Source organism: Sagittula sp. SSi028, assembly GCF_048553715.1.
Classification (GTDB): Bacteria; Pseudomonadota; Alphaproteobacteria; order Rhodobacterales; family Rhodobacteraceae; genus Sagittula.
Genome location: NZ_JBLZNC010000008.1, coordinates 1 through 22874, shown reverse-complemented (window position 1 = coordinate 22874; position 22874 = coordinate 1). Strand labels below are relative to the sequence as shown.

General features: G+C 53.4%; 26 protein-coding genes and 4 pseudogenes. 13 read left to right on the top strand and 17 right to left on the bottom strand.

Annotation, left to right across the window (positions count from 1 at the left end; all coding sequences use genetic code 11):
• Nucleotides 1-2: 2 nt before the first annotated feature.
• Nucleotides 3-2195 (bottom strand): flagellar hook-length control protein FliK, encoded by a 2193-nt coding sequence (locus ACN5AZ_RS15045; protein WP_419429719.1) that lies wholly within the window; start codon nucleotides 2193-2195, stop codon nucleotides 3-5.
• A 106-nt stretch (nucleotides 2196-2301) separates the two neighbouring features.
• On the opposite strand from ACN5AZ_RS15045, the gene ACN5AZ_RS15040 reads away from it, so the two are divergent.
• Nucleotides 2302-2565, top strand: coding sequence for a rod-binding protein (locus ACN5AZ_RS15040; RefSeq protein ID WP_419429718.1), 264 nt, complete (start codon nucleotides 2302-2304; stop codon nucleotides 2563-2565).
• A 4-nt stretch (nucleotides 2566-2569) separates the two neighbouring features.
• Nucleotides 2570-2908 carry a hypothetical protein gene (locus tag ACN5AZ_RS15035; protein ID WP_419429717.1) on the top strand — a complete coding sequence of 113 codons (339 nt, stop codon included), beginning with the start codon at nucleotides 2570-2572 and terminating at the stop codon, nucleotides 2906-2908.
• A gap of 24 nt (nucleotides 2909-2932) precedes the next feature.
• Here the strand turns inward: ACN5AZ_RS15035 and ACN5AZ_RS15030 are convergent.
• Nucleotides 2933-3415 (bottom strand): annotated as a pseudogene (locus ACN5AZ_RS15030) (IS5 family transposase); the annotation flags it as partial.
• A 295-nt stretch (nucleotides 3416-3710) separates the two neighbouring features.
• On the opposite strand from ACN5AZ_RS15030, the pseudogene ACN5AZ_RS15025 reads away from it, so the two are divergent.
• Nucleotides 3711-3907: pseudogene (locus ACN5AZ_RS15025) on the top strand (transposase); the annotation flags it as partial.
• Between the two features lie 40 nt (nucleotides 3908-3947).
• Here the strand turns inward: ACN5AZ_RS15025 and ACN5AZ_RS15020 are convergent.
• The 3 genes from ACN5AZ_RS15020 to ACN5AZ_RS15010 form a co-directional block, all read right to left on the bottom strand.
• Nucleotides 3948-5056, bottom strand: a protein-coding gene (locus ACN5AZ_RS15020) for an IS3 family transposase (protein ID WP_419429716.1) whose coding sequence is annotated in 2 segments (ribosomal slippage) — nucleotides 3948-4783 and nucleotides 4783-5056 — 1110 coding nt in all. Because the reading frame shifts where the segments join, the coding sequence is not laid out codon by codon here.
• A 420-nt stretch (nucleotides 5057-5476) separates the two neighbouring features.
• Nucleotides 5477-5797: a hypothetical protein gene (locus ACN5AZ_RS15015; protein ID WP_419429715.1), complete on the bottom strand. Its 321-nt coding sequence runs from the start codon at nucleotides 5795-5797 to the stop codon at nucleotides 5477-5479.
• An 80-nt stretch (nucleotides 5798-5877) separates the two neighbouring features.
• Complete coding sequence (locus tag ACN5AZ_RS15010; RefSeq protein ID WP_419429714.1) at nucleotides 5878-6111, bottom strand: transposase; 234 nt, start codon at nucleotides 6109-6111, stop codon at nucleotides 5878-5880.
• Between the two features lie 120 nt (nucleotides 6112-6231).
• Between ACN5AZ_RS15010 and ACN5AZ_RS15005 the strand changes: the two genes are divergently transcribed.
• The gene (locus tag ACN5AZ_RS15005) at nucleotides 6232-7221 is read left to right on the top strand and encodes an IS3 family transposase (protein WP_419429713.1); all 990 of its coding nucleotides are present in this window, start codon (nucleotides 6232-6234) and stop codon (nucleotides 7219-7221) included.
• 164 nt (nucleotides 7222-7385) lie between these two features.
• Here the strand turns inward: ACN5AZ_RS15005 and ACN5AZ_RS15000 are convergent, their stop codons facing one another.
• The 7 genes and pseudogenes from ACN5AZ_RS15000 to ACN5AZ_RS14970 form a co-directional block, all read right to left on the bottom strand.
• Nucleotides 7386-8582, bottom strand: a complete 1197-nt coding sequence (locus ACN5AZ_RS15000) for a DUF1217 domain-containing protein (protein ID WP_419429712.1) — start codon at nucleotides 8580-8582, stop codon at nucleotides 7386-7388.
• The gene (gene flbT / locus ACN5AZ_RS14995) at nucleotides 8579-8989 is read right to left on the bottom strand and encodes a flagellar biosynthesis repressor FlbT (protein WP_419429711.1); all 411 of its coding nucleotides are present in this window, start codon (nucleotides 8987-8989) and stop codon (nucleotides 8579-8581) included. The genes ACN5AZ_RS15000 and flbT overlap by 4 nt, the downstream gene beginning before the upstream one ends.
• On the bottom strand, nucleotides 8986-9363 hold the full coding sequence (gene flaF, locus ACN5AZ_RS14990) for a flagellar biosynthesis regulator FlaF (protein WP_419429710.1): 378 nt from the start codon (nucleotides 9361-9363) through the stop codon (nucleotides 8986-8988). The genes flbT and flaF overlap by 4 nt, the downstream gene beginning before the upstream one ends.
• Nucleotides 9364-9434: 71 nt before the next feature.
• Nucleotides 9435-10712 carry a flagellin gene (locus ACN5AZ_RS14985; protein WP_419429709.1) on the bottom strand — a complete coding sequence of 426 codons (1278 nt, stop codon included), beginning with the start codon at nucleotides 10710-10712 and terminating at the stop codon, nucleotides 9435-9437.
• 327 nt (nucleotides 10713-11039) lie between these two features.
• Nucleotides 11040-11474 (bottom strand): annotated as a pseudogene (locus ACN5AZ_RS14980) (DDE-type integrase/transposase/recombinase).
• 245 nt (nucleotides 11475-11719) lie between these two features.
• Nucleotides 11720-11938, bottom strand: coding sequence for a hypothetical protein (locus tag ACN5AZ_RS14975; RefSeq protein WP_419429708.1), 219 nt, complete (start codon nucleotides 11936-11938; stop codon nucleotides 11720-11722).
• A 297-nt stretch (nucleotides 11939-12235) separates the two neighbouring features.
• Nucleotides 12236-13597 (bottom strand): FliI/YscN family ATPase, encoded by a 1362-nt coding sequence (locus ACN5AZ_RS14970; RefSeq protein ID WP_419429707.1) that lies wholly within the window; start codon nucleotides 13595-13597, stop codon nucleotides 12236-12238.
• Between the two features lie 84 nt (nucleotides 13598-13681).
• Here ACN5AZ_RS14970 and ACN5AZ_RS14965 point away from each other — a divergent pair, with 84 nt between their 5' ends.
• The 9 genes from ACN5AZ_RS14965 to ACN5AZ_RS14925 are packed head-to-tail and all read left to right on the top strand — an operon-like array spanning nucleotide 13682 to nucleotide 18228.
• Nucleotides 13682-14059 carry a FlgB family protein gene (locus tag ACN5AZ_RS14965; RefSeq protein WP_419429706.1) on the top strand — a complete coding sequence of 126 codons (378 nt, stop codon included), beginning with the start codon at nucleotides 13682-13684 and terminating at the stop codon, nucleotides 14057-14059.
• A 12-nt stretch (nucleotides 14060-14071) separates the two neighbouring features.
• Nucleotides 14072-14461: a flagellar basal body rod protein FlgC gene (flgC, locus tag ACN5AZ_RS14960; RefSeq protein WP_419429705.1), complete on the top strand. Its 390-nt coding sequence runs from the start codon at nucleotides 14072-14074 to the stop codon at nucleotides 14459-14461.
• Nucleotides 14462-14494: 33 nt separating this feature from the next.
• The gene (fliE, locus tag ACN5AZ_RS14955; protein ID WP_419429704.1) at nucleotides 14495-14788 is read left to right on the top strand and encodes a flagellar hook-basal body complex protein FliE; all 294 of its coding nucleotides are present in this window, start codon (nucleotides 14495-14497) and stop codon (nucleotides 14786-14788) included.
• 2 nt (nucleotides 14789-14790) lie between these two features.
• The gene (locus ACN5AZ_RS14950) at nucleotides 14791-15060 is read left to right on the top strand and encodes a flagellar biosynthetic protein FliQ (RefSeq protein ID WP_419429703.1); all 270 of its coding nucleotides are present in this window, start codon (nucleotides 14791-14793) and stop codon (nucleotides 15058-15060) included.
• 1 nt (nucleotide 15061) lies between these two features.
• Nucleotides 15062-15775 (top strand): flagellar hook-basal body complex protein, encoded by a 714-nt coding sequence (locus ACN5AZ_RS14945; protein ID WP_419429702.1) that lies wholly within the window; start codon nucleotides 15062-15064, stop codon nucleotides 15773-15775.
• 10 nt (nucleotides 15776-15785) lie between these two features.
• A complete protein-coding gene (flgG, locus tag ACN5AZ_RS14940) occupies nucleotides 15786-16571 on the top strand; it encodes a flagellar basal-body rod protein FlgG (protein ID WP_419429701.1) in 786 nt (261 codons plus the stop codon).
• Nucleotides 16571-16987, top strand: coding sequence for a flagellar basal body P-ring formation chaperone FlgA (gene flgA, locus ACN5AZ_RS14935; protein WP_419429700.1), 417 nt, complete (start codon nucleotides 16571-16573; stop codon nucleotides 16985-16987). The genes flgG and flgA overlap by 1 nt, the downstream gene beginning before the upstream one ends.
• 8 nt (nucleotides 16988-16995) lie before the next feature.
• Nucleotides 16996-17721 carry a flagellar basal body L-ring protein FlgH gene (flgH, locus tag ACN5AZ_RS14930; protein WP_419429699.1) on the top strand — a complete coding sequence of 242 codons (726 nt, stop codon included), beginning with the start codon at nucleotides 16996-16998 and terminating at the stop codon, nucleotides 17719-17721.
• Nucleotides 17722-17730: 9 nt separating this feature from the next.
• Nucleotides 17731-18228 carry a flagellar basal body-associated FliL family protein gene (locus tag ACN5AZ_RS14925; protein WP_419429698.1) on the top strand — a complete coding sequence of 166 codons (498 nt, stop codon included), beginning with the start codon at nucleotides 17731-17733 and terminating at the stop codon, nucleotides 18226-18228.
• Nucleotides 18229-18235: 7 nt separating this feature from the next.
• Here ACN5AZ_RS14925 and ACN5AZ_RS14920 read toward each other — a convergent pair whose 3' ends face one another.
• From ACN5AZ_RS14920 to ACN5AZ_RS14900, 5 genes and pseudogenes are all read right to left on the bottom strand, one after another.
• Nucleotides 18236-18661, bottom strand: coding sequence for a hypothetical protein (locus ACN5AZ_RS14920; RefSeq protein ID WP_419429697.1), 426 nt, complete (start codon nucleotides 18659-18661; stop codon nucleotides 18236-18238).
• Between the two features lies 1 nt (nucleotide 18662).
• Nucleotides 18663-19751, bottom strand: coding sequence for an EscU/YscU/HrcU family type III secretion system export apparatus switch protein (locus tag ACN5AZ_RS14915; RefSeq protein ID WP_419429696.1), 1089 nt, complete (start codon nucleotides 19749-19751; stop codon nucleotides 18663-18665).
• Between the two features lie 5 nt (nucleotides 19752-19756).
• A complete protein-coding gene (locus tag ACN5AZ_RS14910) occupies nucleotides 19757-20518 on the bottom strand; it encodes a flagellar biosynthetic protein FliR (RefSeq protein ID WP_419429695.1) in 762 nt (253 codons plus the stop codon).
• Between the two features lie 2 nt (nucleotides 20519-20520).
• Nucleotides 20521-22545, bottom strand: a complete 2025-nt coding sequence (flhA, locus tag ACN5AZ_RS14905) for a flagellar biosynthesis protein FlhA (RefSeq protein WP_419429694.1) — start codon at nucleotides 22543-22545, stop codon at nucleotides 20521-20523.
• A 178-nt stretch (nucleotides 22546-22723) separates the two neighbouring features.
• Nucleotides 22724-22874 (bottom strand): annotated as a pseudogene (locus ACN5AZ_RS14900) (IS5/IS1182 family transposase); the annotation flags it as partial.

The following is a 22874-nucleotide window of genomic DNA, read 5'->3' as shown; positions in this document are numbered from 1 at the left end:
CCTTACATTCTTAAATCTAAACCAGCATCGGGGGATACTAGGGTTGAATTGTCTATTAGCCCTTCTCCCGCTTCGTCAGAACCAGACGAGATGGCAACGGAGGAATGTTGGCTTTCATCTTCGCGATGGTCCTGACCGAAGGAGAACCCTGCCCCCTCAAACCCGGCATCTGCCAAATGCCGTGCCAGTTCATCGGCATTGCGCCGCAACAATTCGAGTGTTTCTGGTCTATCTGCCAGAATATTCACCGTAAGCCCCGCCTCACCGCTTACCAAAAACATTCGGACACGGCCCAGTTCCTCCGGGTACAATTTTAGCTCCACAGCGCCTTCGGATATCCGCGTTGCTGTCTCGGCGATTTGGTACAAGTTATTGCTCAATATAACGTTACTCTGCACCGTGGTTGGTCGATAAATTAAGGCAGTTTGATTGGTGATATTGCCATCTTTCGAAGATGGTCCACTCGATTCGATCAGTCCGGTATATTCAAAATCTGCGACTAGGATTTCCCCCTGTTCAAACACTCGACCTTCATTTTTAAAAGCCAGTTTGTCCTGAGAACTATTCTTAAATTCCCGGGCGGAACTTTTTTGGATCGAATCACTATCCGTATCCACCTGAAGAGGATGTGTCGCTTTGTCTGGAGTACTATCATCATCAAACTCTAGTGGGAGCTTTCTCTGAAGCGCAACACCACCACCTTCTCCCTTTCGATTACCCAGAACCGGACCCGAAACATCCACCAAAAGGGACCCGATGGCATTTTTATCTTTTAGAAAATTGGCACGCTCTTTGTGGGTGTAACCAATTGCCACACCAAGATTCTCAAAATCCTCGAAAATCGGAATTTTCTTGTTCACGGCAACACTAGAAACTAATGGACAATCACGGTGTAGTTCGCCGTCATCCTTTCGGCTCCCTAAATCAAACACTTCACTTGGAAACGCCCTCTCTTTAGAAAACAACGATTCAGCCGCAGTTTTTCTCTCAACGTCACTACTATCCCATTGTAGAGTTTCCGAAATAGATTCCGGGGAAAGCAGTTTATCACTTAGCAACGCTTTCGCCCGCCCATCTAACCTTGGCGGTATAGGAAGATCTTGCACGGGCAGATATTCACTTTCGTGGTGAGAGAAATATACCTTTCCCGGAGTATCCGCATTATTTTCAGACACATACCTTTTTGTTTTGATGCCGTAGGACACTGCGGAATCTAGCGTGTCTTCGGGAAAGCTAACTTTCTCAGAAATACCCACCCCCATATTTTCAATGGAAAAGACAGACTTAAATTCCCGGCCTGCTGGAATAACATCCTCTACCAAAAAAGTTTTTCCAACATTGCCGCCTTGAGGATAAAGTTTCCGATCACTCACATCATTACTAGGATCCTCCTGACTTAAAGAATGAAAAAATGCGGCACCACCACCAATGTTACCGCTGCCAACGCTTTCAACCGGCCTAGTAGATCGAAAACGTTGATCGGAAAACGCTGATTGAACTGGAAATGACTTTTCGATATTGAGGGCAAGGTCGTCAATACTGCCTACGTTATCTAAAAGTCTCACCACTTCGAACGAGATAATATCGTTTATCGAGACGCTATTTTCTTGGTTCGGAACCTCTACCTCTTCAAAAGACATTTCACCCGACCTGACGGAAGTTGCCAAGCTTATTTTGGGCCGTTCCGTCCTAGACTCCTTGGGCACAGCCCGTTCTACAAGTCTAGAAGTCATATTGACGGAATTTTCACTCTGTTCCGTATTTACAATCGTGTTAACCTGAAAGTCATTGATAAATTCGATAGGGAAACGCACGCCGGAGATATCATATTCCCGCTCCGGTCCCGTATCCATATATTCTGCGTTACTGCTTTGGGGTGTTTCGGAGAGTGCAGGGCCGTTCAACCCCTCTTTCCTTGCGCCCAATGGTTGACTTTCAGAAAGTACATTATAAGTTTTTTGAGATGTACTCTCCTCACACCATGAATTTTTTGTGTACCTGTGATCGTCATTATGATTCTGATTAAGTTCCATGGGGGAAACCACTGACTTTAGTTCTTCGTGTTCACCCTGGTCTCGTTCCACTTCAACTATGAACGTATCCCCAAATACATGATCAATCATACGATTTTCATCGAGTTTAGGCAGGCTGCTCGTGGAAGTTGAGCCTAGAAAAATATTTGGGTAGTTCAACATGTCTACTCCCGGATTTCCTTCCCGGGTCGGAGTAGACAAAAACTATTACTATTTCTTTACTGTCTGTCAGTATTACTACCCCACAGCTACGCTGAAAGGGCGCCAAATGGATGTATACAAATTACCAGAATTTTCTGCTCATCGACCGTCTTCCCCCCTCAGATCAGCAGCAATTAATCTTGAAGCGAGATTTCTTGCCGAAATGTTTACCGCCGCCGGCCTGGGTCAACAACCATCTGTTACGGGCGGGGGCGTAGGAGAGGAACAATTCGCTTCATACTTGGCCTTGGAACAAGCGAAAATGATTGCAGAAAAAGGTGGCATAGGATTAGCCGAGAACATTTTTGAAACTCTTAAACGAAGAGGGTGATCCTATGCCAAAGCTTAAAAAATTGAGACAACTTGTTGAACTTGAGCACCAAGCTCTTATCCGAGGGGAGTTCGAAAAGCTATGCGATATTCATCAGGAAAAACAGAGCTTTTTGAGCGCCCTCTCGCTTACCAATGAAGATGCAGAAGTGATTGAGGAGGTTCGAGAAAAAATGAAAAGAAACCACATATTGTTCAATGAATCTTTAGCTGGGATGCGCGCAGTTATATCCCGGATGCAACTTAAAACTTCCACCGCCAGAACCACAAATACATACGATGCCCGGGGAATGATGGTTTCATTTAATAATGTTCCTAAAACCTCCATAACTCTGAGAGCATAGTGAATTGACGAGGATCAGGACTATTAGCCAGTAGATGACGAGAGCCGCGAGGGCGATGGCTGAGAGAAAGACCCTCGGGCACCGATTGTAATGGGTCGCCACTCACCGCGAATCCTTGAGCCTGCCGAACATTATCTCGATCCGGTTGCGGCGTTTATACCGGCGCTTGCCGTATCTGACCACGCTCTTGCGTTGCTTCCGGCCAGGAATACAAGCGCGTATCCCTTCGGCTTGCAACGCTTCTCGGAACCAATCGGCATCGTATCCGCGATCACCAAGTAGCCAATTGACATCTGGCAGGCTGCTTAACAACGCTCGTGCGCCGATGTAATCGTTGCCCTGTCCTGCGGTCACGAACAGGTTCAACGGGCATCCCTAGCTGTCGCAAACGGCGTGCAGTTTGGTGTTCATGCCACCCTTGCTCCGACCGATCAGGAGCCCACGCCCCTTGTTGGCGCCCGTGCTGTTCGTGATTCGATGGGCCTTGAGGTATGTCGCGTCCACTACCCGGCAGGGCATTGCGCAGCAATGACCTCCAGCTTTCGCGGCTTAATGCCGCTTCCTTGAGAGCATTTACTGCAGCAAAGTAGACGGACTATGGGACTGAAACGGACTGACGAATTCCGACAAGATGCGGTGCGCATAGCGCTGAAAAGCGGGCTGACGTGTAGGCAGGTGGCTGATGATCTGGACGTCGGGGAGGTAATCCCCCCGATCTAGGGGGATGCGGAAGTAGAATTTTCTCGGCAGGACGAACGAGGAGATTCCGATGAAGAAGACAGGTTTTACCGAGGCCCAGATCATGCACTGCCCGGCAGGGCATTCCGAAGGAATGGCCCGAGAGGGGGCGTGCTGCGCCAGATGGAAGGCGGCCTGCCAGCAGCCGAGCTTTGCCGCGAGCACGGGATGGGCAGCGCGACACTGTACAAAAAGCGTGCGAAGTACGGCGGTATGGACGCCAGCCTGATCAGCGCGATGAAGGCCATGGCTGAGGAGAACCTGAGCTGCTCCCCATTTATTGGACAGGTTCTAGCGTAAATTAAGCTACTCTTTGCACCTGCTGATCGGGGGTGGTTGTTTCATTTCGCTGCCAATAGATCACAGCGGGTGGTTTGCCGCCAAGGGCGGAATGTGTGCGTTTGTGATTGTAGAACTCGATCCATTTCCTGACGCCCGCCTTGGCATCTGATCCGGTGTCCCATGCATGCAAGTAGACGCATTCATACTTTAGTGAACGCCACAGCCGCTCGACAAAGATGTTGTCGAGGAACCGACCCTTTTCATCCATGGAGATACGCACACTGGATCGACGCAGTCGGTCGGTCCAGACAAACGACGTGAACTGGCTGCCATGGTCGGTGTTCATAATCTCTGGTGGGCCGAACTTGTGAATGGCCTCATTCAGGGCATCAACGCAAAACCCGGCTTCCAATGTGTTCGAGATACGCCACGCCAGCACCTTGCGCGTGTGCCAGTCCATGATGGCGACCAGATACAGGAAGCCGCGCCGCATCGGCAAATAGGTGATGTCAGCGCACCAAACCTGATTGGGCCGATCCACACGCAGCCCGCGCAGCAGGTAGGGGTAGATCTTATGCCCCTTAGCAGCTTTGCTCGTGTTTGGCTTTTGGTAGATCGGAATAAAGCCCATCAGCCGCATCAGGCGTCTGATCCGCTTCTCGTTGACGAGGTAGTCGCCATTCCGCAGTTGCCATGTCATCTGGCGCATCGGATCAAGATTCATTTGGCTCTCGCCTTTCGGCTCGTAGTAAACCGACGACCGTGAGATCGACAGCAACGCGCATTGCTTGCTAACCGAAAGACCTGGCAGGTTTGGCTCAATCATCTTGCACCTCACTTGCCGGTCTAGGGTTTGAGCTTTCTTGCCAGAAAATCGTTGGCGACGGCCAACTCCCCAATCTCGGCGTGCAGGTCTTTGACCTGCTCTTCATCAACTTCCGCTGCCTGCCGGCCGCCGCGCTCAAATACGCCGGACGCGCCTTCAAGAAGGGCCCCCTTCCATTGATGGATCATGGTGGGATGCACCCCAAACCGACTGGCCAACTCGCTGACCGTCTCCTCGCCCTTCAGCACCTCTAACGCAACCTTGGCCTTAAACTCGGGGTGATGTTGCTTCCGTTTCGACATTCCTGATCTCCTACGTGTTGAAGATCAGCACACAACAAATTGCAACTTACGTCAGTGTCCGAATTCTGGGGGGTAGCTCACGGCTCTGGAAACTGAAGACATGGCCGCGTAACTAACGAAAATCAGCCTCCGGCAAACCCGGGACGTGTGTGGATGCCCCCTGTTTGGCAAGCAATATCTTCGGTTCGTCGGCGGGGTCTTCGATCGGACGTGTGTCAGGCCTCTGAGCGTGGCCTTCCATGACGCCACGGGTGGGTCATGCTGTTCGGAAGGCTGGGTTCACATCGGTTCAGAGAGCTGCAAGCGCTCGAGCCCCGGGACTGAATCTCCCGCCTTGAACTTCGAAGTCCTTGTCGCCTACTCCTCGTCGATCGCTCACCCCGGCCTTGCGGCCATGCCGTGTCCAGACCCTGCTCGGGGTCAGATCACGCCATTCGATAATCCTCTTTCTTCGTTGTCAGGGCCCAGATCATGCGAGCCATTCACTGCCCGGCAGGGCATGCCGAAGGCATGGCCCGAGAGGGTTGTTCGCCAACGGTCGACCGGCGACGGCGCCATCGGTTCGAGCCCGACGGTCGACACCGCGACCATCCTGGGCTTGCGCGCCACCAGCGCGGCCAGCCAGCGGTTCGCACTGCCGCCCTTGCGAACCACCCGGCGGATCACGCTCGTCACGCCGAAGGCGTGCCTACGGCACGACGCGCCAACAATCAGAAGGCGGCGGATGTCGGTCTGGCCCATTTTGGCTCGACCGAACCCAGCTTGATCTTGCCCCCGGTAGACCTCTGCCGGGGGACCAAGCCGAGCCACGGTAAGGAGGGTCAGAAAACTGTCTGGGGGACAGTTTTCCCGACGAACAAGTTTCGCCCGCTATCAAATGTGTCGAGGTCCCGGGCGAACGCCGAGACCGCGCCAGCGGTGACCGGGCCGATCCCGGGTATGGTACACAATCTTCGCAGCTGTGCATCTGTCTTCGATGCCGTCTCGAGTTCGTCCGCTATCCGTTCGATCACCTCGGTGAGCCGCGCGATTTGGCTAAGGTAAATTGTTTCCATCTCCCGAACCGGGTATGGCAGGTCCGTGGCCTCGTCTGTGCTGTGAGCCCTGAAAACGTCCTCGTTTCTGGCTAGAGTTTTCCGCTAGATTTCTCTTGGCTGGGAGAGGAGCGGATTGCGATGAAAGCATCCAAATTCACGGACGCGCAGAAAGCGTTCATCATCAAACAGGGCGACGAAGGAACACCTGTTGCTGAGATTTGTCGGAAGGCTGGGATCAGCCAGGCGACTTACTTCAATTGGAAGAAGAAGTACGCCGGGATGTTGCCGACGGATTTGAAAAAGCTGCGTGAGCTGGAAGACGAGATCAGAGCTGATTGGCGGGTATCGATCCGGAGGGCCTGTGGGCTTATCCGGTTTGATCCGCGGACATATCGGTACAAGTTTCGTCGACGCGACCAGGCCGCATTAGAACAGCGGATCAAGGAAATTTGTGAGACACGTGTGCGGTTTGGCTATCGGCGCGTCCATGTGCTTCTGCTCCGGGAGGGATGGGAGATCAACGCGAAGAAGACGTATCGTGTTTACAAGGAGTTGGGCATGCAGTTGCGCAATAAAACCCCAAAACGCCGTGTGAAGGCAAAGCTTCGCGAAGACCGCAAAGAGGCCGTGAATCCGAATGATGTTTGGGCAATGGACTTCGTGCATGATCAGCTGGCCACAGGTCGCAAGATACGCATCCTGACAGTCGTCGACACATTCTCCCGCTACGTTCCCGTGCTGGACGCCCGGTTCAGCTACAAGGGCGAAGATGTCGTCGCGACTTTGGACCGTGTCTGCCGCAAGACCGGCTATCCCAAGACCATTAGGGTCGATAATGGCAGCGAATTTGTCTCTCGTGACATGGACCTTTGGGCTTACCAACGGAACGTCACGCTCGACTTCTCAAGGCCGGGAAAGCCGACCGATAATGCCTACATCGAAGCGTTCAAAGGCAAGCTCCGGTCCGAATGCCTGAACGCTCATTGGTTCATGGGCCTTGAAGATACGGCCGAAAAGTTGGAGGCTTGGCGTAGAGACTACAACGAAGAAAGACCGCACAGCGCAATCGGGAACAACGTCCCAGCGGCGCTCATGAAATTGCCAGACGCATCCAGCCCGTCTGTGTGATAAAACGGCGGAAAATCTAACCCCAAGCGGGGACACTTCCGGTAGCACAGCACCAACCTGCAGACTCTTGTTATGAATGAGGGACCGGCAGGGGGAAGGTCACCCATAAGGCTTCTTTCCATTCTAACGTCAGGATCACACCATCAAACCCTGGGATAAAACACCTAGGAATTGACTGATGAGAGGAGTGTCAAAGCTACTTGGTGAGATCCCAAAGAGTTATTCGATTGAACTTCATTCTGAAGCAGATATAATCGAATTATTTTGTCTAGGTTGCGTGGGTCTTCAATATCTGAAAATGACACGATTCCGAACTTATCTTCTGATTTTTCCTTTATAATTGTTAGTTGTTTGTCTATGTCTATCTGACTGAACCCTTCCGGCAGGCCAAGGGCAGTTTCGAACACCTCTCTCATCATCGTATCGCCGAGCACACTATACCATTTGGTGTTGTCACTACCTTCCAAAGCGGCCAATGCCGGGGCGCCGCGCTGAAAACTAAGGGCGGTTCCGATTGATGGATCAATATTATATACTTCATTTTCAAATAGTTGCCATCGATAGCTTTCAACTATGTTCGTCGAAAATTCGTCATTTTGATTCTTTCGATCACCGGGTAAATAATACCCAAATTTTTCGGACAGCTTGGCTAGACCGCTATCGCCAATAAGGTTCACCAAAGAATTATCATCGGCAGGGTCTTCGAGAAGGGCTCTTTTGATTATACTTGTGGAATTCAGTCGTTCCTCGACGCCAAAAGCCGCCAAGGCCACTTTCAGCAGGTCTTTATCTTCGAGAAGTTTGTCTGCGGTAATCGCTTCAGATATATTGCTTTGAAAATAGGAAACTTTCTCTTCCATTGCTTCCAAAGCACTCGTTCGCAATGTGGCAGCGGCAACCGGATTGTTAACATATTCATCAGTCGCGAGTAGGTCGGAGAGGTCTGATAAAATGGTGTTTCTGTAACCCTCAATAATTTCATCGGCGAACCCGTCATTTTTAACGGGTGTATCTTCTATATTCTCAAAATTGAATGCATCTGCTAAGGCGATATAACGACTATCACCAAGCCTGTTTGCAAGTGAGTTTTCGTCTTGGGTACCCTCTTGCAAAACCGTCTTCAAAAGATATGTATTATTTATTTCATCTCCTAGACCAAACGCAGTCAGAGCAACACGCAGAAGCGCACGATCCTCCACCAATTCTTCGCCTGAAGATATCTCCGAAATTTTATCCTGAAAATACTTTGTATCGCGCGCTATCGTAGTGCTGGAATTGAATGCATTCCGCTGATCAGTAATAGTGTTTTGTAGCAATTTCCAACCGATCAAACCAGTTGCTGGAATCATTGGGGTGATCATAGTATATTTTTCCCCCTTGCTAAAATTCTATCTTCACGCGGAATGAGCGCGCGAAGCGATTTTAGGCATTGATAAAACTGATCATGCAGTAGATATTCTGTTGCCTGCGTTAGTAGTCGACGGCTATCAGGATCAACAAGAATATGGCTTATCTCCTCTATCCGAGGAAGTAGATTAGATTTGGCACTGTCCGGATCCAAATCTCCAGTTAGGATGAGCTGGGCATTGTAACAAAGACGTCGAATTGGCGTCTTAGCTTCGTCCGGATGGATGGCGTCGCGAAGGCGGAGTACGTTCGCATTTGGCGTGACAATAGAAAGCCTACTCCGCTTGTCACCATTTTCAATCACTGCACCGTTGATCAGGACCCTCTCCCGGGGTCCAAGTTTTAGAACCAGTCCACTCATGTTTTAGATCCTTGCCTGCTTAGTCCCTTTAGAATGGCTGAATTCACCTCAAGGAGTGGAGTTATTCTGCCTTTGCGCGTCAGTACTTTAGATGTCTGTTGTTGGACAAATTCTGATAGATAGAATATCTGCGCACGTAAGTTCTGCGGTAGCTGGTTCCGCTCATCAGCAACGTCGATAGCTAACGCAGTCCAAAGCTTCTGATTGTCGGAAAGAGCTTTGACGAGTTTCGGATAGTCCAAAGGTCCACCCTCTGCGGCATGTTTTATCCGATAGGTGACACGGGCAAATAGGTCGTACTCAGTACCCCGAGGTGTCTGCGTGGTTTTGGCATTCTGAGCATAAGCCTTAAGCGCTTGAGATTGAGCGTTCACGGGAAAACCTTCGGTTGGCAATTTGTTAGGGTGGGATAGGGGCCACTTTAGTGGCCCCCTGAAGACTTACCTTATTGGAACAGAGACAGAAGCGACTGTGGGGCCTGATTTGCAATCGAAAGCGCTTGAACACCTAGCTGTTGCTGTACCTGAATAGCCTGCAGACGCGCCGAAGCTTCTTCCATGTCGGCATCGACTAATGTACCAATACCCGACTTCAAAGCGTCGGTAAGCCCTGATACAAAGTCTAGCTGCGTCTCGATCCTCCCTTGACCAGAACCAAACGCAGCGCCAGCGTCGATCGCGACATCAATCAAGCCCTCAACCGCAAGTAAGGCGGAATCGGCACCGTCCTGGGACGTCACGTCAATGTTCGCAAGTTGGGAAAGCCCACCGCCGACGACCGCATCAGTCGATTGATACGCGGCAAATGCAAATGTCACACCATCCGTCGAATCGGTGAAAGAAAATTCAAGCCCTGTGTCACCAGCCGCATTCGCGGAATTCACCGATGCGGTTACCGTATCGGCCTGGCCGTTGTTGATAAGCTTGGCCAACTCAGTTGCTACATCTTGAGCCGTATCACCGTCGCGTGCCACGTATTCATAGACACCGGCGGATGGCGAGAAGTCACCGCCACCATCACCCACACTAGCGTTTCCGACTGGTGTGCTCAGGGTCACCTGATACCCAATACCGGCTTCCACAACACCGCCCATAAACGTCAGTGTGCGAGCGGCGCTTGTGTCAGCGCCGGTTATCGCTGCGGGGGTGCCCGTTACATAATCTGCCAGCGTCGCAACCGCAGTTGTGCCCAAAACTTGTTCCTGGAAAGAAAGGTCTTGTTTTCTAACTGTAATGTCGGACGCGGAAACGCCATCTCCTGACCGGTCTAGAGAGGAGAGGATATTAATTTCCCCGGATCCAATGGTCAAAGACACATTGGAAAGCAGGTTCAGGCCGTTAAACTGTGCGGCGCCTACGACCGCGGAAATCTGGTCACGTAAGGCAGAAATATCTGCCTGAATTTTCTCTCGGTCCACATTCTCTTCTTGGGCCGATACGATTTTGCCTTTGATATCGGTCAAAAGCTCTGAGACGGTTTCGGCTGCTTGCCGAGCAACAGCTACGGTCGACTGGCCAAGGTTCAAGCTATCCGAAATCGCCTGAAAGCCTTTGACGTCTGCCTCCATTACTTTGGAGATAGCCCATACTGCAGAATTATCTTTTGCGGTAGCCACGGACTTCCCGGTAGAGATTTCCTGTTGCGTTTCCGCGAGACGTGAGTTGATCGTTTTCAAGGTCTGCAGCGCCACCATGGCGCCATTATTCGTCAGGATGCTAGACATGTTTTGTCCTTGCTGTTCATAAGGCGTTTTACGCCGGTTGCTTTGGCCGCGAACGGCATCTCTGATGTCTTTCTGACGCGTGCAGACTGGCGTTCAACCGAGCTGCGCCACCTGTGGCAGGTGCGCTGCTACCTAAGCTCCTGAATGCTAACTTAGTGCTAAAGCGAACGAGTTGGCTCGGTAGCATTTAAGCTAAAATTGGACTGGTGAGGCTCGGTGTAAGGTAGCCAGATAAACCTGAACGCAGGACCCGGCTGCGAAAGGTGCGGGGTTGTGCTGAAAATTCAACCAGTTTGCCGCTGTTCGCTCTGAATAGCCCCGCGTCTCTTAGACGCCTTGGTTGTTCAGTTTTTGTTGCCGTTCGAACTCTATCGGCGACAGCATGCCGTTATGCGCGTGCTTGCGTTTCGGATTCTAGAACATTTCGATGGAGTCGAACACATCCTGCCTTGCTTCTGCACGTGTGCGGTATGTCCGCCGCCGGATCCGCTCGCGCTTGAGCAGGTTGAAGAGGCTCTCTGCAACGGCAGTATCATGGCAGTTCCCTCCCCTGCTCATCGAATGTTCCGGTTTGTGGGCGCGTAGAAACGCAGCCCAATCCATACTGGTGAACTGGCTGCCCTGATCGGTGTTCATGATCTCGGGCGGGCCAAACCTGGCGATGGCCTCATTCAGTATTTCTACGCGGAAGTCCGCCTCCAACGTGTTCGAGATGCGCCAGGCCAACACTTTAGGGGTATGCCAGCCCATGATGGCGACCAGATATAGGAACCCCTAACGCATCGGCAAACAGCGATGTCGGCGGCCCATACCAGATTGGGGCGGTCAACCCGCAAACCACGACGCAGATAGGGATAGGGTCTGTGCCCTTTCGCCGCCTTGCTGGTATTGGGTTTTGGTAAATCGGCATCAAACCTATCCGCCGCATCAGTCGACGGATGCGCTTCTCGTTCACCACCCTCTCGGGGAATTTGCTGCGCAATACCCTGCCGGGCAGTAGATGATCTTCATTGAGTAGGTGCCAGGTCATTTGACAAACGCCATAGAACGGTGTCTCGGGAAATTGTACATAATTTTGGCGCATGAGCACCAAGTCCATCGCTGTCTCGCCCTTTGGCGTGCAGCTCTTTCATCTGCTCTTCGTCTCTTTCTAGGGCCTTCTTGCCACCACGCTCAAACACGCCGGATGCCCCTTCAAGCAACGCACGGTTCCATCTGTGGATCATGGTGGGGTGGACGCCAAACTGGCCGGTCCGTTCAGCCACAGTGCGCTCGCCCTTAAAAGTTTCCAAAGCAACTTAGGCCCTGAACTCGAGACTGCGGTTCTTCCGTTTCGACATCTCTGATCACCTCCTCGTCGAAGATCAGCAGACGGCAAATCTTAGCTTACGTCAGTGTCCGAATTTCAGGGGGTCGATCATGCGGTCCTCCATCTCATCCGAAGACTGGCGGCGTGAAAAGACACGATACGACAGATACGCGAGGGTCCTTTTGTCTGCGTACGCTCACCTTCTTGGCATTTGTCATCTGCTGGCCGTGAGACCCGACCTCGACTTTCGTGGCGCCGTGTTATGCGACCGCCGCAAGAGCAGAGCGAGCTTTTGAAATGCCTCTGCGGGACCATTTGGCGATGCATCTGCCAGAAACCCATCCAACTCGCTCCATACCCTGACGGCTTGATCCAGAAGAGGATCTTCGCCTTCTTTGTAAAGACCGGCACGGATCATGGTTTCAGATCGTGCATAGGCCCCCATCAGCATCCGTACACCCGCTATAAGCTCGTTTTCTTCATCCGACGCGGCATCCGGCAGGCTTCGTGAAACCGACCGGAGCAAATCTATCGCGGGAAAGCGACCGCGCTCGGCAATCTGGCGGTCCAAAACCACATGCCCGTCCAGAACCCCGCGCAAGATGTCTGCGATGGGTTCCTCCATATCCGAACCTGCGACCAGAACGCTGAACACGGCGGTAATATCACCCGCACCTTGCATGCCCGGGCCGGCCCGTTCGGCCAGTCGCATGATTTGATGGGCAACCGATGGGGGATGGCCGCGCAAAGCAGGCAATTCGCCAGAAGCTATCGCGACCTCGCGATGCGCTTCGGCAAAGCGTGTGATTGAATCCGCCAAGTACAACACATGTTTGCCCTGATCGCGGAAGTGTTCGGCAATCGTCATCGCCGCCAAAGGGCAGCGCCTGCGTTCCAGAGGTGAGCGATCCGAGGTCGCGGCCACGACCACACTGCGCGCCATGCCTTCGGGGCCGAGCACTTGGGTCACAAAATCAAGAACCTCTCTGCCTCGTTCGCCCACCAGCGCCAGCACAACGATATCCGCCTCCATGCCTCGGGCAAACTGGGCCAACAGCCGTGATTTCCCAACGCCGGACCCTGCAAACAGACCAATCCTCTGACCTTGGACGATCGGCAGAAGCGTGTCGAACACGGCCAGCCCAGTGCCAAGCCGTCCGCCCAATCGACGGCGCGAGGCGGCTGGCGGGGGGCTTGCGCGGAACGGTCGGCCCTTGTCGCCGGGCGCAAGCGGCGCGCCATCCAACGGGCGGCCATAGGCATCTATGACCCGCCCGACCCAGGAATCGCAGGGGGCCAATGTTGGCGCGCCGAGCAAGGCCACACGATCACCGCGGGACACGCCCTCTGCGACTTCATCGGGCAGCATCGCGACAAGATCATCCTTGATGCGCAGCACCTCGCCACCCAAGACGTTATGTCCATGCAAAAGGCGCAGACGGTCCCCGATTGCCGCAGTCTGGGCCAGACCGCGGACCCAGATCGTCGTCCCGTCGACCGCCTGAACACGCCCGACGGCACGGACCGGCTGCATTTGCGAAATCCGTGTCCGCAGCCCTGAGATATCATCTTCCATCGTGCGCTCCGTTCAGCCTCTGCAAACCGTTTCTAAAGGAATCACGGTTAAGCCTTGATTTAGGCAATCGAGGGAGAAGCCCCGATGTTCCAGAATTTGGACGTCTTCAGAACGGCGATGGCGATGGCGCGGCATGCTGGCATGCAGCAGGCGATGAGCGCGCAGAATATCGCAAATGCAGATACACCGGGTTACCGCGCCAAAGCCGTGCCCGAATTTTCTACGACCCTGCGGTCTTCGATGATGGGGCAGCGCGCAACCCGCGCTGGTCACCTGAACGGATCGACCGAAGGTACGGTGGACACCATAGAGCGGCATGCCGCCGTCGATCCCAATGGCAACACCGTTTCTTTGGAGGAGGAGATGGTCTTTGCCGTCGGGGCCAAGCGCCAACATGACCGCGCCTTGGCCATCTATCGCAGCAATCTTGGAATTATCCGCGCCAGTCTTGGCCGCAATTAAAGGAGCATAGCCATGAGCGCATTCTCTGACGCCCTATCCGTGACCTCCAGCGGTTTGAAAAGTCAGGCCGCGCGGCTGCGCGTCGTGTCTGAAAACATCGCGAACGTCGACACGCCGGGCTATCGCCGCAAGACCATGGCCTTTGATTCCGTGTCAGGCAGCAATGGTCTGTCTTCGGTGCAGCCCGGTGACGTCAACCTGTCGCGCGAAGAACTCCCCGACATTCACGATCCGGGCCATCCGCTGGCCAATGCAAACGGCAACTACAAAGGATCCAGCGTCGATCTGATGATCGAAATCGCCGACGCACGCGAAGCGCAGCGGTCCTACGAGGCCAACCTGAAGATGTTTGAACAGACCCGCGAGATGTCGAGCTCGTTGATGGATCTGCTCCGCCGTTAACCCCCCAACCGCAACCAGTGAAAGGTGACCAGAATGGACGTCCGTTCGCTTTATGCCGCGCAGAAATATGCGGCTTCCAAGCCGGCGATGGAGCCGGATCCCGCCAGTGTAACCCCGCTCGAAGAAGAATTCGCGCGCGTCACACAGGATTTTGTCAGCCAACTCGAGGACTCCGAGCAGATTGTCGAGCAAGCAATGGTGGGCGATGCCGACCCGCATGCCCTTGTCGAAGCGCTCGCGCAGTCCGAACTGGCGGTCCAGACAGTGGTCGCCGTGCGTGACCGTGTGGTCGAAGCCTATCAGGAAATCCTGCGGATGCCGGTCTGAGCATGCTGAACGAGGCGGTCTTTTTTGACACGCTGCGCATGGGGCTGTGGGTGGCGGCTGTCACCTCGGTCCCGATCCTGACCGCGGCCCTGATTGCAGGGGTCGCGATCGGGCTACTGCAGGCGCTGACCTCGATTCAGGAGATGACACTGACCTTCGTGCCGAAGCTGCTCGCAATTGTCGCAGTCTTCTGGATGTCCATGAGCTTCATGACAAACACCTTGGTCAGCTTTTTTCAGGACCGGATTATCCCAATAATTACAGGAGGCTGACGTGGAAACCGCTGGCTATACTGCGCTGTCGCGCCAATCGGGCCTGCTGCGTGAAATGCAGGTCATCGCGAATAACATCGCGAACACAAACACCACCGGCTTTCGTCAGGAGGGCGTCATTTTCTCAGAATACATCACCGAAGGCGACGACGTGTCCTCTGTGTCCATGGCGCAGGGGCGTATCCACCGCACGTCCTTCATTCAGGGCGAGCTGGAACCGACTGGCAACATGTACGATATGGCCATCGAAGGGGACGGTTTCTTTTTGGTCGGCACGCCCGATGGCGAACGTCTGACCCGCGCCGGTGCGTTCTCTCCCAGCGCCGAGGGGACATTGGTTACGCCGGACGGCTTCGCCGTTCTGGACGCGGGCGGCGCTCCGATTTTTGTGCCCCCCGGTGGGGTTGAGCTTGCCGTGGCGCAGGACGGCACACTCAGCGCCGAAGGCCGGCCTATCGGCCAGATTGGTGTGGTGCAACCGGTTGATCCACTGCGCATGACCCGTCAAGGGAGCCAGCTGTTCAACGCCGAAGCGGGCTTTGAACCTGTGGAGAATCCGCGGGTCATGCAGGGGTTTACAGAGGCCTCGAACGTGAATCCGGTCTTGCAGCTGTCGCGCATGATCGAGGTCCAGCGCGCCTATGAATTGGGCCAAAGCTTTGCCGAGCGTGAAGATGAACGCATCAGAACCGCCCTTAAGGCATTCGTGAAATAGGAGCAGCAGAATGCGCGCACTTAAAATCGCAGCAACCGGTATGACCGCACAGCAAATGAGGGTCGAGGTCATTTCCAACAACCTCGCCAACATGTCCACCACGGGCTACAACGCCCGCCGGGCCGAGTTTGCGGACCTGCATTATCAACAGCTTGCACGGGCCGGTACAGTCAGCGCCTCCAACGGAACCGTCCTTCCGACCGGTGTACAGCTTGGCCTCGGGGTTCGCCCTGCCTCTGTCACCGTCCAACTGTCGCAAGGGACCCTGTCCGCCACCGGGGGCGATCTGGACGTCGCGATCGAAGGTAACGGCTATCTGGAAGTGACGCTGCCCTCGGGCCAGGCGGCCTATACCCGCGATGGTGGCCTGAAGCGGACCGGCGAGGGTTTGATCGTCACCTCTGACGGCTACCCGGTCGCGCCCGAAATCACGATCCCCGATGACGCCATCCGGATTTCCATCAACCCCGATGGCGAGGTCTACGCCTATTTCTCGGGCGATGCTCAGGCGCAGCTTTTGGGGCAATTCACCTTGTCCGGCTTCAGCAACGCCAAGGGGCTGGAAGCTATCGGATCGAACCTGTTCGTGGAAACAGAGGCCTCCGGCCCCGCGCTTCAGACCACCCCCGGTCTTGATGGTTTGGGCAGTCTGCGGCAAGGCTACCTCGAGGACAGTTCTGTCGACGCGGTGAAAGAAATCACCGATCTGATCGAAGCTCAACGCGGCTATGAACTGAACTCAAAGGTGATCTCTGCCGCCGATCAGATGCTGGGCGCGACAACGCAGGTCCGCTGATGCGTTGGGTGCCCTGCCTGTTGATCGTGCTTGCTGTGCCCGGCTGGGCAGACACCGTTGTGGCCACCCGCACCATTCGGGCGCAGCAAATCATCACGGCAGATGCCGTCCGGCTCGACCCGGCAGTGGTCGAAGGCGCCTACAGTGATCTCGCCCAGGTCATCGGTCTGGAGGCCAAGTTCGCAATTTATCCGGGCCGGGCCATGATGAAAGGCAGCGTTGGCGAACCCGCTCTGATCGACCGAAACCAAGTGATCGAGCTGATTTACGAAAATGCCGGATTGCGGATCGTCACCGAAGGACGCGCGCTTGGCCGCGGCGCTGTGGGTGACCGCATCCGGGTTATGAACATCGCCTCCCGAACGACCCTGTTCGGGACCATCGCCCCGGACGGATCAGTTCTGGTGGCACCGTGAGGATCGAAATGCGCCTGATTAGTCTCGTTGGTCTTATGTGTAGTCTCGCCGCTTGTGAGCGGGTGAACCATATCGGCAAAGAGCCCGACTTCACCCCACCAACGCAAAGCCCGGAACGCGTGGCTATGATTGCCTCGGGCATACCCACAAGCGCGCCGCCGGACCGGCAATCCGACGCCGCCTCGCTGTGGAGCGGTGGGCAAACCTCTTTGCTGGGGGATCGGCGTGCCATGAAACGCGGCGACATCCTGACGGTTGCCATTTCTATCGACGACAGCGCCGAGATATCCAACACCACTGCGCGCTCTCGGGATGGGTCGGAATCGCTTGCGATACCGGATCTGTTCGGATTCCCCGAGCGGATCAACCAAGGGATCACCGATGGTGCGAGCCTCGACAGCGCGGTGGATGTCAGCAGCTCTGCTTCCTCCAGCGGCACTGGGTCTGTGCGGCGCAGTGAAAGCCTGACCCTACGCATTGCCGCTACCGTGGTTGACGTGCTGCCGAACGGTGTTTTGTCGATCGAAGGTAGCCAAGAGGTCCGCGTGAACTTTGAACTGCGCGAATTGCTGGTGTCCGGTTACGTGCGCCCCGAAGACATCTCGCGCCAGAACGAAATCACCTACGACAAGATCGCCTCGGCGCGGATTTCCTACGGTGGTCGTGGTCACATCACCGACGTCCAACAGCCCAGGATCGGCCAGCAGGTGCTGGATGCTGTTTTGCCATTCTAAGAGGGCCTTATGATTAAAAAACTGCTTCCAATTATTTTGGCCTTGCTCGGCACCGGTGCAGGCGTCGGCGCCGGCCTCGCCCTGAAACCAGAACCGGCACCGGAGGAGCATGCCGCCATCGACTGCGTGCCAGTCGAAGGTGACGTGGTTTACGAGACCGTCGAAGAAGAAGAAGTGCCCAGTACGACCGAATACGTGAAACTGAACAACCAGTTTATTGTGCCAATCATGAACGAAGAGCGCGTAGAGGCGCTGGTTGTCACCTCGCTCAGCATCGAAACCGTCGTCGGTGGAAGTGAAGTGATTTACGCCCGTGAACCAAAGCTGCGGGATGTGTTTCTTCAGGCAATGTTTAACCATGCGAGTCTAGGGGGATTTGATGGCACATTTACAGAACGCGATAGGATGCAGACACTCCGCAGATCGCTTCGGGACGCGGCGCGATCTGTCATCGGGGGCGACGTGGTCGACGTTCTGATTACAGAAATTGCGCGGCAGGATACCTGAAGGACGTTTAATCTTTTTGGTCTAGCGCGCGCTTCAACCGTCCTAAGGCTTCGATCGTTTCAGCCTCCGCAAGCTCACGCTTACGGAGGTTCTCTTTTGTGTCTTGCTCAATCAACTGTTCCACCGCCTGCAAACGCGAAAAGGCAAAACTGGCTTTGTCGCGACTTACAAGCTCCAACGCGCGTGCACCCGCAGCCCGACGTAGAACATCAGCCCTTTTGTTGAGAAGCCAACCTTGCCACAGGGTATCTGCGCCAAGAATTTGCCGTGCCGAGATTGCGCCCCCATCAGATTGGGCAGCCGTTCTCATGACGTCTATTTGGGCCAGTTCCCCTTCTATCTGGCGGCTCTGGTTCAAATTTTGACGATGAATATCCAATTCCCGCTCCAGCAAAACACGGGTGATCGACGCCATTTCACTATACTTGGACATGCTACCAACCTTTTTCGCGTGCCTTGGCGCGCATGCTATCCGCAAACCGGATTGCCGCAGCTACAGGCCGATAAAAATCCTGTGAAATTTCATGACCTATATCAACAGTTGCAAATAAGGCTCGAGCTGTTGGAGGATCGGAATGTACCGGAACCCCTGACTCGGCCGCCGCTTCGCGGATCCGCGCTGCGATATGATCTGTTCCCTTGGCAATACAAACAGGCGCTCCACCAGAAAGCCGATCCCATTTCAGAGCAACCGCATAATGTGTCGGGTTGACGATGATAACATTTGCTTTTGGGACTTCGGAAATCATTTGGCTCATCGCGATTTCCTGAGCGCGCGCGCGGCGATGCTGTTTCATATGAGGATCTCCTTCGGAGTCCTTCATTTCATCACGCAGCTCTTTCAGCGTCATACGGTTTTTTCTCAGGTGTTCAGCATACTGAAAGAATGCGTCCAGCACTCCAATAACAAAAGCGACCCCTACTACCACAGCTAAAAAACGAAGTATTAGATTACTGAGTATTGCCGTTATCTGAGCAGGCGTCGAAAAAATCATGCCAACGATATCATCCAATTGCAATGATAGAAAAACGCCGAGCAGAATTGAATATATCACAAGTTTGAGAAAGCTTTTGAAGAAATCAAAAAGACCCTTTCTTCCAAACTTATTTTTTGCATTTGCTATAGGATCAATTCGTGAAATCTTTGGCTTCAACTTCGCAGTCGAAAACGTAAAGCCACGCGTCGCGAAAAGTGTGAGAAGTACAAAGATGCCCGGTGTGATCAATAACGGCAACGCAGGCGTCAGCGCCGCGATAATGACCGAACCACTAATCGCCGCTGCACCGCCCCCAAAGAAGTCCGAAATTAGCCTGTCAGGCCGGGCCAACAGGGGAAGTATGCCCTCTGCTAGGCCGGTAAGGCTCGTTCCACCAGCGGCCACGCCGCATACAAGAAGACCGAAATAGGCCATTGCCGTGTTAATATCGACCGACCTGGGAATTTCCCCCTTCTTTCGCTGCTGCTCCAGTTTTCTTTGCGACGGCTCATGACTTTTTTCAGCGGCTTCATTCTCTTCTGCCATAGCAGCTACCTGAAAGGCGCGGCTAGAAAGCCGTCAAACGCTTGAATCCATGCAGCTAACATGAAAGGTGAAGCCAAAAGGAGGGTTGCAATAGCGCCGAATGTGATAACCGGAGCACCAACGAATGCTACCATAAGCTGGGGCATGGCCTTATTTATGGCTCCCAAAGTAAGATTATAGATAACCGATAAGAATACGAAAGGAGCAGATATTGTAAAAGCCAGAGCGAAACAACGCGAAACCTGCGCGCGCCCTGCCTGAGCTACATCACTTGCATTGGGGAATTTCAGAGCTGGAAGTATGTGATACGAAGAAATGATAAACTCTGTTACCTTGATGTGGTATCCTGTTATCATAAGCAACCCAAGAGCAGCCATTGTGAGGATGTGGCCAATAGCCGGCAGAGGATCCATCCCTGCCTGCCCCAATAACTGAGAAAGCGACGTGGATTGCGCGGCAATAGCGCCCGCGGTTTGCACCGAAAAAATAAACATCCGTAGAACCAAACCCAAAAATATACCGTTAATACTCTCCGCTATGATCAACCAATATATGTTGTACAGAGTAAATTCCCATACTTCTACTAAGTGTGAGACCACTGGACTTACCACAACCGTTAGAAGTATCGCCAATGCCAGTTTTACTCTAACTGAAATAACCTGCTCACCAAATGCCGGAATGACATTCATTGCCGCAGCGATGCGGATAAAGACGGCTATCATTACCCAAGCGAGCTCGGTAAATATGGTGGGGAAAGCACCGCTCATGTTCACGGCTTGACCACGCCAACGAGGGCGGGTTTTGCTTCAAGTCCTATTTCTTCGAAAGACAACACTGAGTTTGTCAGACCCTTAGCAACCATAACTGTTCGCAAAAATCGCCGACGCCTCGCAGTGGTCACTACCGCAGGGACAATGCCTCGACTCCCGGCATCGTTGATAACCGACGCCAAACCCGTAGTTAAACTTTCAAACTGATCCGGGGGTAATGCAACGTCGACAGCACCATGACCAGTTTCCACCTGATAGGCCTGGAAGGTCTCCTCCCACTCTGGGGCCAGTTGAACCAACGGAATAGTACCATCTTCACGGCGCAATCCAGCTATCAGCTGGAAACCAAGCTTTTGGCGAACATACTCACAGATGGCCTCCGGTTGATTTTGTTGACCGCGCATTTCAGCAATAGTCTCTAAAATGAGCGGGAGGTTACGGATTGAAACCTGTTCGTCGAGAAGCATACGCAAAACCTGCAACAGAGTATTAATCTGGACCTTCTCCGGAATGAGCTCATCCAAAAGTCTCCTATTTGCCTCTCCGCGACTGCTATTGCTCAGGGTGACCAATTCATCCAGCAAACGCCGCAGTGTTTTTAGAGAAAGAAGTCGGCCAAAATTGCGCCGGATTACCTCCAACAAGTGCGTGGCTAAAACTTCTGTTGGTGTTACGATAGTCGCCCCAGCCATCGCTGCTTGATCTTGTTGCTCAGGCTTAAGCCATCGTGCCGGAGCCCCGTAAACGGGTTCCGTGACATCCTGGCCACTGGGGAGCGCCACCGCGCTCTCAGGTAACAATGCCAAAACCAGATCGGGGTTGAGCTCTCCTCTCGCCATCTCAACTCCATGAATTCGAACAACATACGTGCCCATGGGCAAAGAGGGATCGTCAGTTAATCTAATCTCCGGTATGATTATGCCGAAGGTGGATGCAATGTGCGTTCTCATGTTGGAAATACGAACATCAAGACCCGTCCCGGGATCCAATACCATATTCACCAAATCCGGGGCGAACTCGACATGAATATCATCTAGGTCGAGAATGTCGCCAATTCGGTTCTCCACCGGAGGTTCCTCTACCGCTATATCGCTCTCCACTTTATCAGAATCCGGAGCGTGATTGGCCTTCCGCCATGATAAGTAAGCCAGAACCGCTGATCCCACGATGAAAGGGCCAAATGGCAACCCGGGAACTAGGGCGAAGACGGCCATTAAAACGGCTACCGTCGCCAAAGCGGCAGGGTGGCGTCCCAATTGGGATACGAGTGCTAGGTCGGTAGCTCCAATTGAGCCTCCCCGTGCCAACAATAGACCTGACGCAATGGAAATGATAACTGCTGGTATCTGGGAAACCAAACCATCTCCAACCGTTAAAATAGCATAGGTTTCGACTGCGTCACCTACAGCCATATCGTGGACCGCGATCCCCATAATCGTGCCCACAACAAGGTTTAATATCGTAATTAATAATCCCGCTACTGCATCGCCTTTGACGAACTTAGAAGCGCCGTCCAAAGATCCAAAAAACGTGGTCTCTTGCTGGTCAGTTTCGCGTCTCTGCTTTGCCTCCGTGTGGTCGATTGCTCCGGCAGACATATCCGCGTCAATTGCTAGTTGTTTTCCCGGCATAGCATCCAAAGCAAATCGTGCGGACACTTCGGCCATACGCGCGGATCCCTTCGTGATTACCGCGAAATTTACAATCATCAGTACACCAAAGACAACTAGTCCGAGAAAAACACTTCCACTCATTACAAAATTTGCAAATCCTTCTATCACTCCGCCCGCCGCGTGGGTGCCGGTATGCCCTTCGCCGATAATTAGTTTTGTGGAGCTCACGTTTAAAGATAGCCTTAGCATCAGTGACGCTAAAAGAATCGTGGGGAAAGCCGAAAAGTCCAAAGGGCGTTCTATAAACAATGTTATCGTAAATATTAAAATGGCTAATCCAAAAGAAGTGGCCAGCCCTATGTCGATAACCCATGTTGGCATAGGCAGTATCATCATCACGATTACGGCCATCAAAACTAGCGCCAAAAGTACAGTTGGCTTGAAAATGTTTCCGCGCAGCATCCAAGTAAATACTTTTTCTAGAGATACAGATATTTTCGACTCGGTCGATCATGACGCCCGGTTCAACGGTAAAATTTGCCGATAAATGTTTAAAAATAGTTTAAACTATTCAACCTAGAGTCAGGACTCATAGCCAATAGATGACAGCGATGGCTGAGAGGAAGACCTTTGGGCAGCGGTCGTAGCGCGTGGCGACACGCCGCCAGTCCTTGGGCCTGCCGAACATGATCTCGATCCTGTTGCGCCTTTTGTACCGGCGCTTATCATATTTCACGGTC